This window comes from Enterovibrio sp. QJM3NY_24 (assembly GCF_057786035.1).
This window is the reverse complement of record NZ_CM173520.1, coordinates 1419830-1433866: the sequence shown is the minus strand read 5'-3', so window position 1 is coordinate 1433866 and position 14037 is coordinate 1419830. Positions and strand designations below refer to the sequence as shown.

13 protein-coding genes are annotated in these 14037 nt (G+C 45.8%); 7 read left to right on the top strand and 6 right to left on the bottom strand.

Going from position 1 to position 14037, the window contains the following annotated elements:
- Nucleotides 1-19: 19 nt before the first annotated feature.
- Nucleotides 20-550, top strand: a complete 531-nt coding sequence (locus AC3CIC_RS22580; protein ID WP_016960372.1) for an MltR family transcriptional regulator — start codon at nucleotides 20-22, stop codon at nucleotides 548-550.
- Nucleotides 551-853: 303 nt separating this feature from the next.
- On the opposite strand, the gene rluF is transcribed toward AC3CIC_RS22580, so the two are convergent.
- Nucleotides 854-2089 (bottom strand): 23S rRNA pseudouridine(2604) synthase RluF, encoded by a 1236-nt coding sequence (gene rluF, locus AC3CIC_RS22575; protein ID WP_488516324.1) that lies wholly within the window; start codon nucleotides 2087-2089, stop codon nucleotides 854-856.
- Nucleotides 2090-2590: 501 nt separating this feature from the next.
- Between rluF and AC3CIC_RS22570 the strand changes: the two genes are divergently transcribed.
- A complete protein-coding gene (locus AC3CIC_RS22570; RefSeq protein ID WP_488516323.1) occupies nucleotides 2591-3547 on the top strand; it encodes a sensor domain-containing diguanylate cyclase in 957 nt (318 codons plus the stop codon).
- Nucleotides 3548-3692: 145 nt separating this feature from the next.
- Nucleotides 3693-4013 (top strand): N(4)-acetylcytidine aminohydrolase, encoded by a 321-nt coding sequence (gene yqfB, locus AC3CIC_RS22565; RefSeq protein WP_016960368.1) that lies wholly within the window; start codon nucleotides 3693-3695, stop codon nucleotides 4011-4013.
- An 80-nt stretch (nucleotides 4014-4093) separates the two neighbouring features.
- Here yqfB and AC3CIC_RS22560 read toward each other — a convergent pair whose 3' ends face one another.
- Both AC3CIC_RS22560 and AC3CIC_RS22555 read right to left on the bottom strand, forming a co-directional pair.
- Nucleotides 4094-5335, bottom strand: a complete 1242-nt coding sequence (locus AC3CIC_RS22560) for a cysteine desulfurase-like protein (protein WP_488516322.1) — start codon at nucleotides 5333-5335, stop codon at nucleotides 4094-4096.
- Nucleotides 5313-5948 (bottom strand): 2OG-Fe dioxygenase family protein, encoded by a 636-nt coding sequence (locus AC3CIC_RS22555; RefSeq protein WP_488516321.1) that lies wholly within the window; start codon nucleotides 5946-5948, stop codon nucleotides 5313-5315. Before AC3CIC_RS22555 ends, AC3CIC_RS22560 begins: the two co-directional genes overlap by 23 nt.
- A gap of 343 nt (nucleotides 5949-6291) precedes the next feature.
- On the opposite strand from AC3CIC_RS22555, the gene AC3CIC_RS22550 reads away from it, so the two are divergent.
- Together AC3CIC_RS22550 and AC3CIC_RS22545 are read left to right on the top strand one after the other, a co-directional pair.
- Entirely contained in the window at nucleotides 6292-7464 is a 1173-nt protein-coding gene (locus tag AC3CIC_RS22550; protein ID WP_488516320.1) for a GNAT family N-acetyltransferase, read from the top strand.
- Between the two features lie 117 nt (nucleotides 7465-7581).
- Nucleotides 7582-8151 (top strand): DUF6151 family protein, encoded by a 570-nt coding sequence (locus AC3CIC_RS22545; RefSeq protein ID WP_488516319.1) that lies wholly within the window; start codon nucleotides 7582-7584, stop codon nucleotides 8149-8151.
- Between the two features lie 23 nt (nucleotides 8152-8174).
- Here the strand turns inward: AC3CIC_RS22545 and AC3CIC_RS22540 are convergent, their stop codons facing one another.
- Together AC3CIC_RS22540 and AC3CIC_RS22535 are read right to left on the bottom strand one after the other, a co-directional pair.
- Nucleotides 8175-9701 carry a sensor domain-containing diguanylate cyclase gene (locus AC3CIC_RS22540; protein ID WP_488516318.1) on the bottom strand — a complete coding sequence of 509 codons (1527 nt, stop codon included), beginning with the start codon at nucleotides 9699-9701 and terminating at the stop codon, nucleotides 8175-8177.
- A gap of 226 nt (nucleotides 9702-9927) precedes the next feature.
- Nucleotides 9928-10296, bottom strand: coding sequence for an NADH:ubiquinone oxidoreductase (locus AC3CIC_RS22535; RefSeq protein ID WP_488516317.1), 369 nt, complete (start codon nucleotides 10294-10296; stop codon nucleotides 9928-9930).
- Between the two features lie 461 nt (nucleotides 10297-10757).
- Between AC3CIC_RS22535 and AC3CIC_RS22530 the strand changes: the two genes are divergently transcribed.
- Together AC3CIC_RS22530 and arsJ are read left to right on the top strand one after the other, a co-directional pair.
- On the top strand, nucleotides 10758-11771 hold the full coding sequence (locus AC3CIC_RS22530; RefSeq protein ID WP_488516316.1) for an ArsJ-associated glyceraldehyde-3-phosphate dehydrogenase: 1014 nt from the start codon (nucleotides 10758-10760) through the stop codon (nucleotides 11769-11771).
- A gap of 13 nt (nucleotides 11772-11784) precedes the next feature.
- Complete coding sequence (arsJ, locus tag AC3CIC_RS22525; RefSeq protein WP_488516315.1) at nucleotides 11785-13014, top strand: organoarsenical effux MFS transporter ArsJ; 1230 nt, start codon at nucleotides 11785-11787, stop codon at nucleotides 13012-13014.
- 153 nt (nucleotides 13015-13167) lie between these two features.
- Here arsJ and AC3CIC_RS22520 read toward each other — a convergent pair whose 3' ends face one another.
- Complete coding sequence (locus AC3CIC_RS22520) at nucleotides 13168-13515, bottom strand: hypothetical protein (RefSeq protein WP_016960359.1); 348 nt, start codon at nucleotides 13513-13515, stop codon at nucleotides 13168-13170.
- Nucleotides 13516-14037: the final 522 nt, after the last annotated feature.

Here is a 14037-nt window from a genome sequence, read left to right as displayed (position 1 = left end):
GAAGAACACCAAGCCTAAGATGGTAGCACCGATAAAAGAAACGCAGATTATAGAAAGGCTTAACAGCGCGCCGTCTGTGCGAGGGTTCTTTATTGCCTCTGTGGAGGTATTTACCGATGCGATTGACTCTCTCGTGCAACGGATTTTCCGCAAAGATGACTTTGCCGTGAAATCTGTCGTTGGCCCACTGCTCGATGATACTGGTCCCCTGGGAGATATTGCGGTTCGTCTTAAGCTGCTCTATGGCTTGGGTGTATTGCCTGACGCGATTTATCAAGACATCAATGACATCATCAAGCTACGAAATCAATTGAACAACGACAGTGAGGAGTACACGTTTACGCACCCTTTCATTCTCAATGCCATCAAGAAACTTAACTTGGTAGAGAAAATGGGCATGGTAAAACTGGACGTGATGCAGCCTGATGATGATGTGGGTTTGGAGTTCTATCAAATGCAACTTATACGTCAACAGCAGATGATAGTATCTGGCCTTTCTCTTGCGATTGTTGAAATTTGTAACGAACTGAACAAAGAGAGTCCTTTCTAGCGTGTGGTATGAGTACTCACGAATAGACTTTCTGCTATGAAAGAGAGGATGCAAGGACGCACACTCTCAACACAACTCCTGCATCACTCCTCGATATCTATCAGTATCCAAGCATGAATATCCAACGGTACAATTCACGTAACTTCAGCATCAAATTCACTGCCAATACTTAAAATACACACAATCAAACTTCCGGTGTGAATGCTTCATGGTTTATCCGAACAACAAAAAAGGGAGTGACATCATCACCCCCTTTCTCGATTCGCGACCTTAAATATAAGCCACAAGCTTGCGGCTCATAAACTATGGGCGACGGTTTCTCGGTTTTCTATTGTTAGGCGTACCATTCGGTGCGTTACGAGGTGCTCCGCCGCTACGAGAGCCCTCTTTGCGCGAGTTATCGTTGCGTGAACTGTCGTTACGTGAGCTGTCGTTACGCGAACCGTCTCGACGTGCGCCGTCTTTATCGGAACGTTGCGGACGCGCATTGTCTGGACGAGGGCCACCTCGGCGAGAGTCATCTCGGCGGTTGTCATCTCTACGCGACTCACCTTTTCGCGAGTCACTTGGGCGTGAATCGCCTTGTCGAGCATCGCCACGGCGTGCATTGCCTGAGCCATCTTTGCGCTGACCGTCTTTCGAAAAAGCACGGTTATCACCACGCCCAGAACGACCATTTGATGAAGATCTCGGTTTTGCAAAAGCAATCTTGCCGGATTTTAGATTTTCCTGCGCGGCATGACTCGATGCGCTTTTCACGTCACCCGATCCTGGCTCATTACTCACGTATGCCTCATCAGGGACAAAAGTACTCTTCGAGTCAGCCACAGCAGAGTTAATGTCATCCATCTCTTGTGGTGTTAGCTCGCGCCACTCACCCAGTTTCAACGTTCCTAAACGCACATTCATAATACGAATACGTTTTAGTTTGGTGACTTCAAACCCCAAGTATTCGCACATGCGTCTAATTTGGCGGTTCAAGCCTTGGGTCAGGATGATCTTGAAAACAAATTTACTTTGTCTTTCGACGACACACGGTTTGGTGACGGTATCCAGAATTGGGATGCCGTTTGACATCAATTCAAGGAATTTTGGCGTGATAGGACGATCAACCGTGACAAGATATTCTTTCTCGTGATTGTTGCCCGCACGCAGAATTTTATTGACGATATCACCGTCACTGGTCAGAAAAATCAAACCTTCAGAAGGTTTATCCAAACGTCCAATAGGGAAAATACGTTTTGGGTGACGAATCGCGTCAACAATGTTTCCACGTACATTGCTCGCCGTGGTACAGGTAATACCAATAGGTTTGTTATAAGCAATGTAAACGCGGTCTTCTTTACTTTCAGGCACTTTGTCGATGCGTTTGTTGTTCACCTTTACTTCGTCGCCTGGTAGCACTTTGGTGCCAAGCTCAGGCACGATGCCGTTGATGGTGACTTTTTGCTGCTCAATGAATTTGTCTGCTTCGCGACGCGAGCAAAAACCAGAATCACTGATGAATTTATTTAGTCGTATTCCGCTACTTGTGTTCACAAACGTTTCTTATCTCAAGTTGTACTGATCACGTTCAGCCATGTGGTTTGCGAGCACGCATTGACGCGGCTTCCGATGGCTTTCTCGATGTAATCGCTCATTGTACTTGAAACATAACTTGGCAAGATAGATTGAACCGCATTTTTTATCACGAATGCTGACAACCATTATTCGGACATTGAGGGATCAATCTAGATGGCGATACCAACAATCCCATTCAAGATGTTGTTTGTTTTGTGACAAAACAATCGTTACAAATAGACCACGATGAAATATAAAGGACAACGATAGAAAAATTTGACACGAATCGTCTTAATTTTGATGCACGATAATAATGTGCTCTATAATTTATCTATTTTCGAGTAACCTCAGAAGCAGGATTCAGAGGGCCTTGAGGTTGCTCGGCTACACACTCGCGACATGTGAAAAAATAATCAACGCATTGAAAATCATTACAGAAAAGTAATCGCCGTTCGCGCCAAATTTCAGGGAAGAAAATAGATGAAAAAGCCTTCTTTTCCAGACAATGAAGTGTTTCGTGTCAATACTCTTAAGTCTCTAGACATTCTCGACACCTTACCGGAAGAGCGATTCGATCGTGTCACTCGCATGGCAAAACGCCTCTTCTCCGTTGAGATTGCACTTGTTAGCTTGGTCGATTCAAACAGACAGTGGTTTAAATCCAGCCAAGGGTTGGACGCGAGCGAAACACCACGAGACATATCTTTTTGTGGTCACACCATACTTGGCGACGAGGTTTTCATTATTTCGGATGCGTCGAAGGACGCGCGTTTTTCTGATAATCCTTTGGTTACTGACAATCCCAATATCCGCTTCTATGCGGGCTATCCAATTAAAACCCCCAATGGTGCCAAGATCGGCACATTGTGTCTGATTGATAGTCAGCCTAAAGAATTTGATACCGACGACAAAGAAGCGTTAATTGACCTCGCAACCATGATTGAGCACGAACTGGTGGCCCTGCGCAACTCAAACATCGATGAGCTCACCGGCATTTCAAACCGTCGCGGATTCATGACACTGGGTGACCATTGCATTCAGATCTGCAAACGCACGAGCATTGATGCAACTCTGATTTTCATCGACCTCAACAAATTTAAACCCATTAATGACAAATTTGGCCATCACGAAGGCGACCTCGCGTTGAAAACCTTTTCCAATTTACTGTTTTCGTTTTTTAGAGAGTCTGATCTCTGTGCTCGCATTGGCGGCGACGAATTCGTTGTGTTGCTTGCAAATTCCAAAGCGTTAGTCGCATCCACCATTATGACTCGCTTCCAAACTTACGTAGATGAATACAACAATCATTCAGGAAAAGAGTATGAGCTAGCATTCAGTTATGGCGCAGTCGAATACCAACCTGAACAACACGCATCACTAAAAGATTTACTGTCAGATGCAGATGCCTTGATGTATAAGCAAAAACAAGCAATATAGTGCTAGCGTGACATGGCGTCACTCTGTCTCGCCTCCCCCCGCGATTCCTGCTTTATTGCCACAGGTATGCGAAATATAATTGAGAACTTCACAGGCTGTGCTTTAATGCGGATCAATAGTCATCTCACCTATTTGAGGCATTACTGTGAGCCAAGCACCGACTAAAATTACTTTCTTCGAATGGCTAACGCCGCTTGTTGCATCTGGCAAGAAAACCATCACGATCCGCGATGTGTCTGAATCACATTATGTACCAGGCACTCGCGTAGACGTACACACGCTAGAAAAAGATGAGTATGTTTGTCAGATCGATATTCTGACCGTTGAGCAGATCGCATTTGAAGACATTGGCGAAGTTCATGCCGCCCAAGAATTTCTGCCACTGGATGAACTGAAACCTTTGATCCGCAAGATCTATCCCGAAGACGATACGTTTTACGTGATCAGCTACAAGCTCGTTAGCTAACCAATACGCCATAAGCTGTAGATTGAAATAGAAGCCGACATGATGTCGGCTTTTTTACGCCTTAGTTCCAGACATGGTAATCAAAGCACCGCTTTCAAAGCCTCAAAGAAACGGTCAATTTCTTCTATTGTGTTGTAGTGCATTAATCCGACACGAAGGATACCGCCTTTGTCTGTGACACCAAACGCGTCCGTGAGCTTGTCGGCGTACAAATGCCCACTCCACACATAGATCTGACGTTTGCCGAGCGCTGACGCAACCTCTGCGGGGTCACGCTCACCGAAGCGAAGCGCAAACGTCGCTGTTCGCCCTTCGGCTTGTGGCAGGCCAAACAGTTGCACATTCTCTATCAATACCAATTGGTTCAAAAAGTAAGCAGACAGTGATGCTTCGTACTGGTGCAGGTTGTCGTAGCCCGATGCGAGTCGGTTTCGAAGCGTGTCCCCCTCGCCTAGCAACGCGAGATATTCCACAGTGGCCACAAACGCACTCAGCGCTTCGAAATTGAGTGTTCCTGTCTCCCAGCAGTGAGGTGCATAAGTCGGTGCGGGCTCGACTTTATAGGGCTTAATAGATGATAACCACTCAGCTTTTCCATACAGAAAACCAAGGTGTGGGCCATAAAATTTGTAGGCAGAACCGGCGAGGAAATCCACATCTAATGCCTGCACGTCCACCAGCTGATGTGGCAACAAATGAACCGCATCAATAAACACTTTTGCGCCTACCTTGTGGCATTTTTCTATTACAGCTTTCAGGTCAGTTATTGTGCCCGTAATGTTGCTTGCCGCCGTCAGCGCAACCAGTTTTGTCTTTCCACTCAGCAATTCGTCCAACGCATCTAAATCCAACTCACCACGCTGATCTTTCACTGGCAAGTAGTGCACCTGCACATCTCGGTCTTGCGCCGCCATAACCCAACTGGATCGATTGGCACCGTGATCCGCCACTGAGACGATCACTTCATCGCCTGGCAGCCATTGTTGGCTCAAGGCGCGGCTGAAGGAAAACGTCACAGACGTCATATTTGGGCCAAAGAAAATGTCACTCGGCGAAGCCGCCCCCACTAGCGCAGCCGCACTTGCTCGTGCATGTTCAACCAATGACACCGTTTCCTCACTCACTTGAAACTTGCCACCAAGGTTAGAATTACCAGCACGAAGATAATCACCAAAGGCATCGATAACAGAGTCGGGCAGTTGCGTGCCGCCGGGTCCATCAAGATAGACGGGGAACACATCATCAATTTTACGTTGCAGTGCAGGAAATTGACGGCGCAGCGATTTAACGGTTTCTTGATTAAGCGGTAAAGACGAAGACATCACGTACCCCCTCCTGCCCAGATTCGCTCGAGAGCGTTTCTGATATGTGATGGTAATAGCGTTGGTCATCAATAATTACGAATTGATTGGGTTCTAATACCGTATTGAGATGAGGATGTTGTTCAACGGGAGATGTAAATATCTGCGTAAAACCGCCTGCGATGTTTTGTCTCTGCACACAAAAAATACCAACAAAGCGGAAGCCATCTTGATGAATCCCCTCCGGCGCTGGAGCGCTGGTATCTTGCGCTGAACATGTCACACGGATCTGATGAACATCAACCTCACCGCCGGTATGCTCTAACCCGGTTGCAGCACTGAATGATCTCAAAAGGTGAGCGAATTCAGGCAAGGTCACCATGCCATCATCCATCGGGGCGAAATGACGCTCAACATCGCCAACCACACGATTCACATCCGAAGATTGCATGAAGGCTTTATGAGGCAAGCGCTTGATCTCTCCCTCAGTGTCGATCGCAAAACGCGCATAGCTTCTAAAGCGCACATCACTGTCGACATAAGGGTCTTTGCTCAACCTCGAAAAGTAAGGTAGCAAGGTTTGTGACACCGCATCAGGTGTTTGGAAGGCTTCGATCAGAAATTTGTTTTGCATCTCTCATTCCTTGTAAACCGTAACAAAACCCCAACCTGCTATCAGATTGTTAATGAAATCTTATGCCACATATCACCCAACAAACAAGAACAAAACGCCAATAAAGACTGATTAACCAGTATTAAATATCACACCCACCCAGAGCTGGCATATTCCATTGCTTCTGATGTCATCGTTGGAATTTTGTACCATCCTTAATACTATTAACGGGCATTGGTACCTAATCAGTGTGTATTACCAAGAGCACCCCAAATACCCCAAATACCCTCCATGTCTGTGGGTTGTATTTCAGCAAAAGCTCAACCAAGATGCGTATTCATCTCAAAGGACATCAAACATCAACATGGACAACAAACAAAGCGACACAGAGAATTTGACGTGTCGGGCAGTCCCGACAATTGATGCGTTCAAAGAAGACGAATGGAATTCCCTACTGAAGGATGACTACCCATTTGCCCGTCATGCCTTCTTTGTCGCACTAGAGAAAAGTGAGGCCATTGGCCACAAAAGTGGTTGGGCGGCGCAATATCTCACGGTTTATAGAGGCAACACCCTCGTCGGTGCCATGCCATGCTTTGTTAAGAGCCATCCTTATGGCGAATATGTCTTTGATTGGTCTTGGGCCGAAGCCTACGAAGACGCGGGGATTGAATATTACCCCAAACTAGTTTGTGCCATCCCCTTCACGCCTGCTGCCGGTCCACGCTTGCTTATTGTCGAGGGTGAAGACCTACAGGAAATCACGACTTATCTGTTAGGGGGCATGCGCTCGCTAATAGACCAAATCGGCTGCTCCGGTGCACATATTCTTTTCCCTACACAGGCTGCTTTACCTTCGCTCATTGACCAAGGATTCTTGGAACGACGCGCCGTGCAGTTCCACTGGTTTAATCGAAACTACCTGACGTTTGATGATTTCCTTGCCACGTTGACGTCGCGTCGACGCAAGAATATCCGCAAAGAACGAAAGAGCATTGGCGATCAATGTGTCGATGTGAAAATGCTGGATGGAGATACCGCCGCACCCTCCGACTGGGCAACGTTTTACCGCTTTTATCAACGTACTTATCTGAAACGTTCGGGGCATACAGGCTATCTCAATCAGGCATTCTTCGAGCGCATTGGGGCATCACTGGGAAAAAGCTTGGTGCTTGCTCTTGCATACGTCAACGACGAGCCAGTGGCTGGCGCTTTGTATTTCAAATCGTCCGATACCCTTTACGGTCGATATTGGGGCTGCTTGGCTGAATATGAAAATCTGCACTTTGAACTTTGCTATTACCAAGGCATTGAATATTGCATCCAGCATGGCCTTGAGCGATTTGATGCTGGCGCACAAGGCGAACACAAACTGATGCGTGGGTTTGAACCTGTTTACACCTATTCAGCGCATTACTTGCAGCATCAAGGATTTCATCAAGCCATTGGCGACTATTTGCAGCGGGAGCATACGTTGATAAAGCAGTACCTTGACGATGCAAAGACCCATTTACCTTATCGTTCTGATCTAATCTAAGTTTATGAATGACCTTGATCAATGGCAATGAGTGATGGAATTTGGTGATTTTTTCAACCTTAGCGACGGATTAAATTAGGTATTATTTCAACTATCTAATCGACAAAGGACTGCACAATGACCGATCTCACACTGCGTTGTGAATGTGGCACATTACAAGGCACTGTAAAAAATGTGTCGCCTAAAACAGGCAACCATTTGGTGTGTTATTGCGATGACTGCCAAGGGTTTGCCAACCGTCTGGATGCTGGAGGAAAGTGGTTAGATGAATGGGGTGGTACTGAATTATTCCAACTCGCTCCCGCGCAAGTTGATATTCACCAAGGCGCCGAACAATTACGTTGTATGCGAATGACACCCAAAGGGGTTTATCGCTTTTATACGGCCTGTTGCCATTCACCTATCGCTAATACAATTAGCCGAAAAATGCCATTTGCTGGTATACCAACAACAGCGATCCATGGTGATGGCAAGGAAGCGGCTTTTGGCCCAGTAAAATGCTACGTGATGGGGAAATTTGCTAAGGGCACACCGCCAACAAATCCACATCCTAAGTTTTCTGCTTCATCACTCATGGCGGTCATGTCGTTTATGTTGAAAAACAAGATAAAAGGCACTAACGTCCCCACGCCTTTTTTTGATGACCAGGGCCGAGCAGTGGCCAAGCCCGACCAAATTGAACGTTAGACCCCATAGGATTACTAACGCACCTAGTTCACCAGCTTAGGTCGGCGCAACTCTCTAAAGTGTTGTTGCCGATTTCTCCCCTGTGCTTTGGCCGAATACAAAGCCTGATCCGCTTCATCAAACAAGGTTTCAAGTGAACCCGACGCACGAGTAGGCGACATTGAAGAGATCCCAATACTCATTGTGAGTTTTGTGTCCCAGGGGAACGGTAACTTCGCAAATCGCATGCAAACACGATCAGCAAGGTAGATCGCATCTTCTGCATCCAGTTCAGGACAAACGACAAGAAACTCGTCTCCGCCCCATCGGCCAATATGATCGACAGTCCTAAACACATTCCGTAAGTGATCCGCCGCCATCACCAAACCTTCATCTCCCGCAGTATGCCCCTCGTTATCATTAAGCGTTTTGAAGTCATCGATATTGATCAACAGCACTGACATATTTCTTCCATACCGCTTTGCTCGCTTCACTTCCACGTCCATCAATTGTTCCATCGCACGTCGACTTCGAAGGCTGGTCAGCAGATCGTATTGAGGATCATTTTCCGTTTTATTTTGGGCCGACAAATCCCGAATAATGGCGATATTTCGATAAGTTTTATCATATTCAAACGAAGAAATAGCAATCGATAATGGCTTAGCATTTCCAAATTTCGTTTTCCCTTTCACTTCGGTGGTTGAATCTGACATCAATCGTGTGCGGCTTATCTTGGAAAAGTCTTCTCTATGTAAAACATGATCCTGACGCAATGATTCATCCATCAGATCTTCCACTTTCATCGACGTTAACTCTGTCAGGCTATAACCAAAAATCGTGGTTACCGCTTGGTTTGCACGCAGAATATTTCCCTCAGAATCTGCATATAGGCAGCCGTCAGGAGAAAAATTGAAAATAGCATTGGTTTCACGCTGGCGATGAAACATCTGGCGGGCAACCACAGATAAAATGATGGCGAGAAATACAATGACGAATAGCGGAAGTGAGGTGGAAACGAACGACCAAGTGCTTTTGCTCTCATCACTAGAGGTGGCATTTTGATTGTGCTTGGAAAGATTCTTAACTATCCCTGCTCGTAGTCTAATTAATGCTTCCCTCGCGTTATTGTCGTCGACCCTTACGCGCTTATCGACATCAACTGCCGATTCTAATTTCAGTTCTAAATAGACATAATTGAGGTTTTTAAAATACTCATTCAATGTGCCTTGAATCGTAATGATGTCATTGACGTCAGAGTTAGGGAGATCGACCAATAGAAGATTGAGCAATGCCTCATTGGCTTCCCAATAACTTTTCGTGGCTTCAACGTAGTAGTAATCAGTCCGCCTCAACACGTAGTTTTTGAAATGATGTATGAAGCCCAGATAACCGAATGCTCTCTCTAATGCTTCAAATTCCAGCGCCACATTCAATTGCTGTTGAGTTTCTGAATGCCATTCATCATTGAGCTTTTCGACGTAATTCGCCTGATGAACGCTATACCCAACAGACGTTGCCAACATAGCAACACACAGAAGAATGAGAATGGTGTTAAGGGTTTTATTTGCCATGTATACCTGACACTTAGTCTTATTTTTGAGCCACTTAAATTGTAGTAGATATTCATTCACAAGCTTGAGTAAATAGACGGAACGAATGTGCAAAGACAGGCACGAACAGGCAAAGGGTTAGTACAAATAGTGTGGGTAATACATTGCGGAGGGTACAAACCAATGAAGGTGGCATAAGCCACCTTCACAACTGGATATTCTATATTTAGCTGCTAGCTGTTAGCTACTAGCTGTTTTGAAGGCTGGTTTTCACTGCTTCAATACGTTTACCAACATATTCTCGGTATTTAAAGTAACCGTATGTCGCTACCAAGGAGAAGAATAGGTATGACAACGCAAAAACAAATGGCGATGTCAGCAGGTCACGTTCCAAACTCCACATCACACCGAATACCGTAATGCCCATTTTTACGGCAAATCCCGAGATAAGCATAAGAAGCGCAAGTTGCGGGTAGTTGGTATGGCGAAAACTCAGCCAGTAACAGCAACCAACGACCAGTGTCGCTAGTGAAAAGCCCACCATGTACGAATGAAAATGATCACCAGCAAGGATGCCACCAACAACAGACAGAAAAACAACCGCGAAAAAGGCCATTTCTACTCCTACATAAAGGGTTAATAGAGGGTTGAGCAATATTTGCTCGCTTGGGTCTATTTTTACATAGTTTTGCGCAGAGTGCTAAAACGCTAAATGTTACAAACCTGCAACATAATAACGCCAATTCAGGGTATTAGCAGAAGCTATCTTGCGATTTCTCTATCACTTAGACATACTTCCGCACGTTAACAATTTGTGCATTTGTTACCGACGGAAACATATTGTTACGATTATGATTTAAAAATATGCGATTCAGACATGATTAATACCTTTGGGGAGCCATTCTCGCCACTTCTTATCGGTAAGAGTGATATTTCATAGGAGATAACACGCCACATTTTTCAGCTTTCTCTACCCTGCTTCATACCTTGTCAACAAATCTTCACTTTACATATGTTATTTCGTATATATGATTTTCCAAATGTTAAAGCTTTCAGTGTGAATGATAAGGACAAAGCATGACTATCAAAATCGGTATCAATGGATTTGGACGGATGGGACGCCTCTCTTTCCGTGCAGCATTCGATCAAAGTGACGTAGAATTTGTCGCTATTAACGATCCAGCTGGCGATGCGGCAACACTGGCTCACTTAGCCAACTTCGACTCTGTGCACGGTCGTTGGCACCACGAAGCCAAAGCGCAAGGCAATCAAATCATCGTGGGTGACACCGTGATTCAATGCAGCCAAAACCGCGCCATTGGAGATACCGATTGGTCTGGCTGTGATTTAGTGATTGAAGCATCGGGGCAAATGAAGACAAAGGCACTGCTAAACGCCTATTTAGAGCAAGGTGTAAAGCGTGTTGTAGTGACTGCGCCAGTGAAAGAAGACGGCGTACTTAATGTGGTCATGGGTGTTAACCATGATCAATATGTTCCAGATGATCATCGCATTGTGACCGCAGCATCTTGCACCACAAACTGTCTTGCACCCGTGGTGAAAGTTATCCATGAGCAGTTGGGTATCGTTCATGGTTCAATGACAACCATTCACGATATTACTAATACGCAGACTATTATTGATGCGCCGCATAAAGACCTTCGTCGTGCCCGTGCGTGTGGTAGCTCACTCATTCCTACCACCACAGGCTCAGCCACCGCTATTACACACATATTCCCGGAGCTAAAAGGCAAGCTAAATGGCCATGCCGTGCGCGTTCCATTGACCAATGCCTCACTGACGGATTGTGTGTTTGAAGTTAGCCGCCCAACCAGCGAGCAAGAAGTAAATCAGATACTGAAAGCCGCTGCTGAAGGGCCGCTAAAGGACATCTTAGGCTTCGAAGAACGCCCGCTAGTGTCTATCGACTATCGCACAGACCCTCGCTCAGGCACGATCGACGCGCTTTCAACCATGGTGATCAACGGCACACAAGTTAAACTTTACGTTTGGTACGACAATGAGTGGGGCTATGCAAACCGTACCGCCGAACTCGCATTGATGGTCGGCCGCATCGACAAAGCACAATAGGAGTTTGCAAACCATGCCGTTTGCTGCACTTTCATCAGAACTAAAACAGTACCTAGTCGTCACCGGTAACTACTGGGCTTTCACCCTCACCGATGGCGCATTGAGAATGCTGGTTGTCCTCCATTTTCATAGTTTGGGTTACAGCCCTCTCGATATTGCATTGCTGTTTGTGTTCTATGAGTTCTTTGGTGTTGTCACCAACTTAGTGGGTGGCTGGCTAGGTGCACATATTGGTTTGAACCGCACCATGAACATTGGATTGGGGCTTCAAATTGTTGCTCTGGCGATGCTAATGGTGCCATCAAGCATATTGACTGTTGGCTGGGTCATGGCGGCACAAGCCCTCTCAGGCATTGCCAAAGATCTAAACAAAATGAGCGCAAAGAGTGCGGTTAAGACGCTGGTTCCTACCCATGCCGAAGGCACGTTATATAAGTGGATTGCAGTACTCACCGGTTCAAAAAATGCACTGAAAGGAGCGGGGTTTTTTCTCGGTGGTGCATTGCTCTCATTGGTTGGATTCCAAGGCTCTGTACTCATCATGGCCAGCGCATTGACACTGGTTTGGTTAGGTAGCTTGTTTTTCCTAAAATCCGAAATAGGACAAGCAAAGAACAAACCAAAATTTACCCAGCTATTTTCCAAGAGTGCCCCCATAAACGTACTTTCTGCGGCGCGTATGTTCCTATTTGGCGCACGTGATGTCTGGTTTGTGGTCGCACTTCCTGTGTTCCTTGCCAGTCAATTTGGCTGGGATCACTGGACCGTTGGCGGTTTCCTGGCACTTTGGGTGATCGGATACGGTGTTGTTCAGGGGTTTGCACCCAAGATAACGGCAAGAACATCAGGGAGAGTACCCGATGGGCGTGCGGCCATGCTCTGGGCCGGCGTTTTAACCGTGATCCCCGGACTCATTGCGCTTGCCCTAATGAACAACATTACACCGCAAATCAGCCTCGTTGCTGGCCTTCTGATATTTGGCGCCATCTTCGCCGTTAACTCATCGCTTCACAGCTATCTTATTGTCAGCTATGCACGTGAAGACGGCGTATCTTTAGATGTTGGGTTCTATTACATGGCGAATGCGATGGGAAGGTTACTGGGGACTCTGCTATCTGGCTGGATTTATCAACACTATAGCTTGGTTGCCTGCTTATGGGTTTCGTGCGCAATGCTTGGCATAACCTGTGTGATATCACACTGGCTACCCGCTACAGACAAAAAAATGTCAGGGCCATCCTAGCCACACTCATCTCACTAGGCATTGGTTTCCTTGTTCAGAAAGTCTGCCCATCAAAAAGCAATATCACAAACAAAAAAGCCGAGTTTCAAACTCGGCTTTTTTGTTATCGCATGGGTGAGAACCTGGTGCAACGGCCCCTAACAATAAGCATAGTTACCCAACTGGGCAGCAATCAGCGTTTATGCGCTTCTTTTCCAAGTAGGCCTTGTTCAATGCGCCAACTTCTACAACCGGCCCGAGCATTTTAACGCGCATCAATGTGCCATGTGATCCAGAGATTTCAGCGACATGTCCTTCAGAATAATCACTGACGTAGGAAAATGTTTCAACGGCAAGGCGTAACAAATTAAAATCTTGTCTGCGTACCGAAAGGTAAGAGCGCCACATTAACGCATCAAAAACTTCAGATGTGTTATACGCTCGAATGACGAATCGCCAGCCTCTGTCTGCGCCATAAAAGTCTAGTGGAAAGAACTTTCGAATTCGTTTTCTAGTTTTCAATGTGGTATCTCTTCTTCATGTGAAAACCTGATGTGTACAAGATCTGAGTATAGAGCCAGATTTCATTGCTGCCATAAATCCGCTACAAAATAAATTGTTGTTTTCATTGGTATCTATTCTTTCTTTTTCGTAAATCTGGGTCTAATGATCCAGAATATAATTCTGTACAGTAACCCGAGACAGTTTCCATAATGCAATCCGAGTACAGATACCTGTTTATACTTAGCGCTAATGGCATATCAATGGAGCGACAGCTTACATGAAGTTAAACATTTTTAGATGGATTATCGTTGTAGTGCTCGTCATCGGCGCATTTGTACTGGGTGTCGAATATCAAAAATTCACCCATCTGGATGCATGCTTAGACATGGGGAAACAAACTCATGCTGGCAGCCATAGAATTTGCGTATTACAAGACAAGCAACAATAAAATAGAAATACGGTCTACTCGTGCAGAAAACAGAAAAGGTTAAAAATCCAAGGTCATAAAACTCACACTTCGTTGATTATTGAGGCCAATGA

Bases quoted from the DNA above. Each gene is read 5' to 3' on its own strand.
- AC3CIC_RS22580 (WP_016960372.1), top strand. From the start codon at position 20: ATGGTAGCACCGATAAAAGAAACGCAGATTATAGAAAGGCTTAACAGC.
- AC3CIC_RS22560 (WP_488516322.1), bottom strand. From the start codon at position 5,335: ATGTCTTCGTCTTTACCGCTTAATCAAGAAACCGTTAAATCGCTGCGC.
- AC3CIC_RS22550 (WP_488516320.1), top strand. From the start codon at position 6,292: ATGGACAACAAACAAAGCGACACAGAGAATTTGACGTGTCGGGCAGTC.
- AC3CIC_RS22570 (WP_488516323.1), top strand. From the start codon at position 2,591: ATGAAAAAGCCTTCTTTTCCAGACAATGAAGTGTTTCGTGTCAATACT.
- AC3CIC_RS22535 (WP_488516317.1), bottom strand. From the start codon at position 10,296: ATGGCCTTTTTCGCGGTTGTTTTTCTGTCTGTTGTTGGTGGCATCCTT.
- AC3CIC_RS22530 (WP_488516316.1), top strand. From the start codon at position 10,758: ATGACTATCAAAATCGGTATCAATGGATTTGGACGGATGGGACGCCTC.
- arsJ (WP_488516315.1), top strand. From the start codon at position 11,785: ATGCCGTTTGCTGCACTTTCATCAGAACTAAAACAGTACCTAGTCGTC.
- AC3CIC_RS22555 (WP_488516321.1), bottom strand. From the start codon at position 5,948: ATGCAAAACAAATTTCTGATCGAAGCCTTCCAAACACCTGATGCGGTG.
- AC3CIC_RS22545 (WP_488516319.1), top strand. From the start codon at position 7,582: ATGACCGATCTCACACTGCGTTGTGAATGTGGCACATTACAAGGCACT.
- AC3CIC_RS22540 (WP_488516318.1), bottom strand. From the start codon at position 9,701: ATGGCAAATAAAACCCTTAACACCATTCTCATTCTTCTGTGTGTTGCT.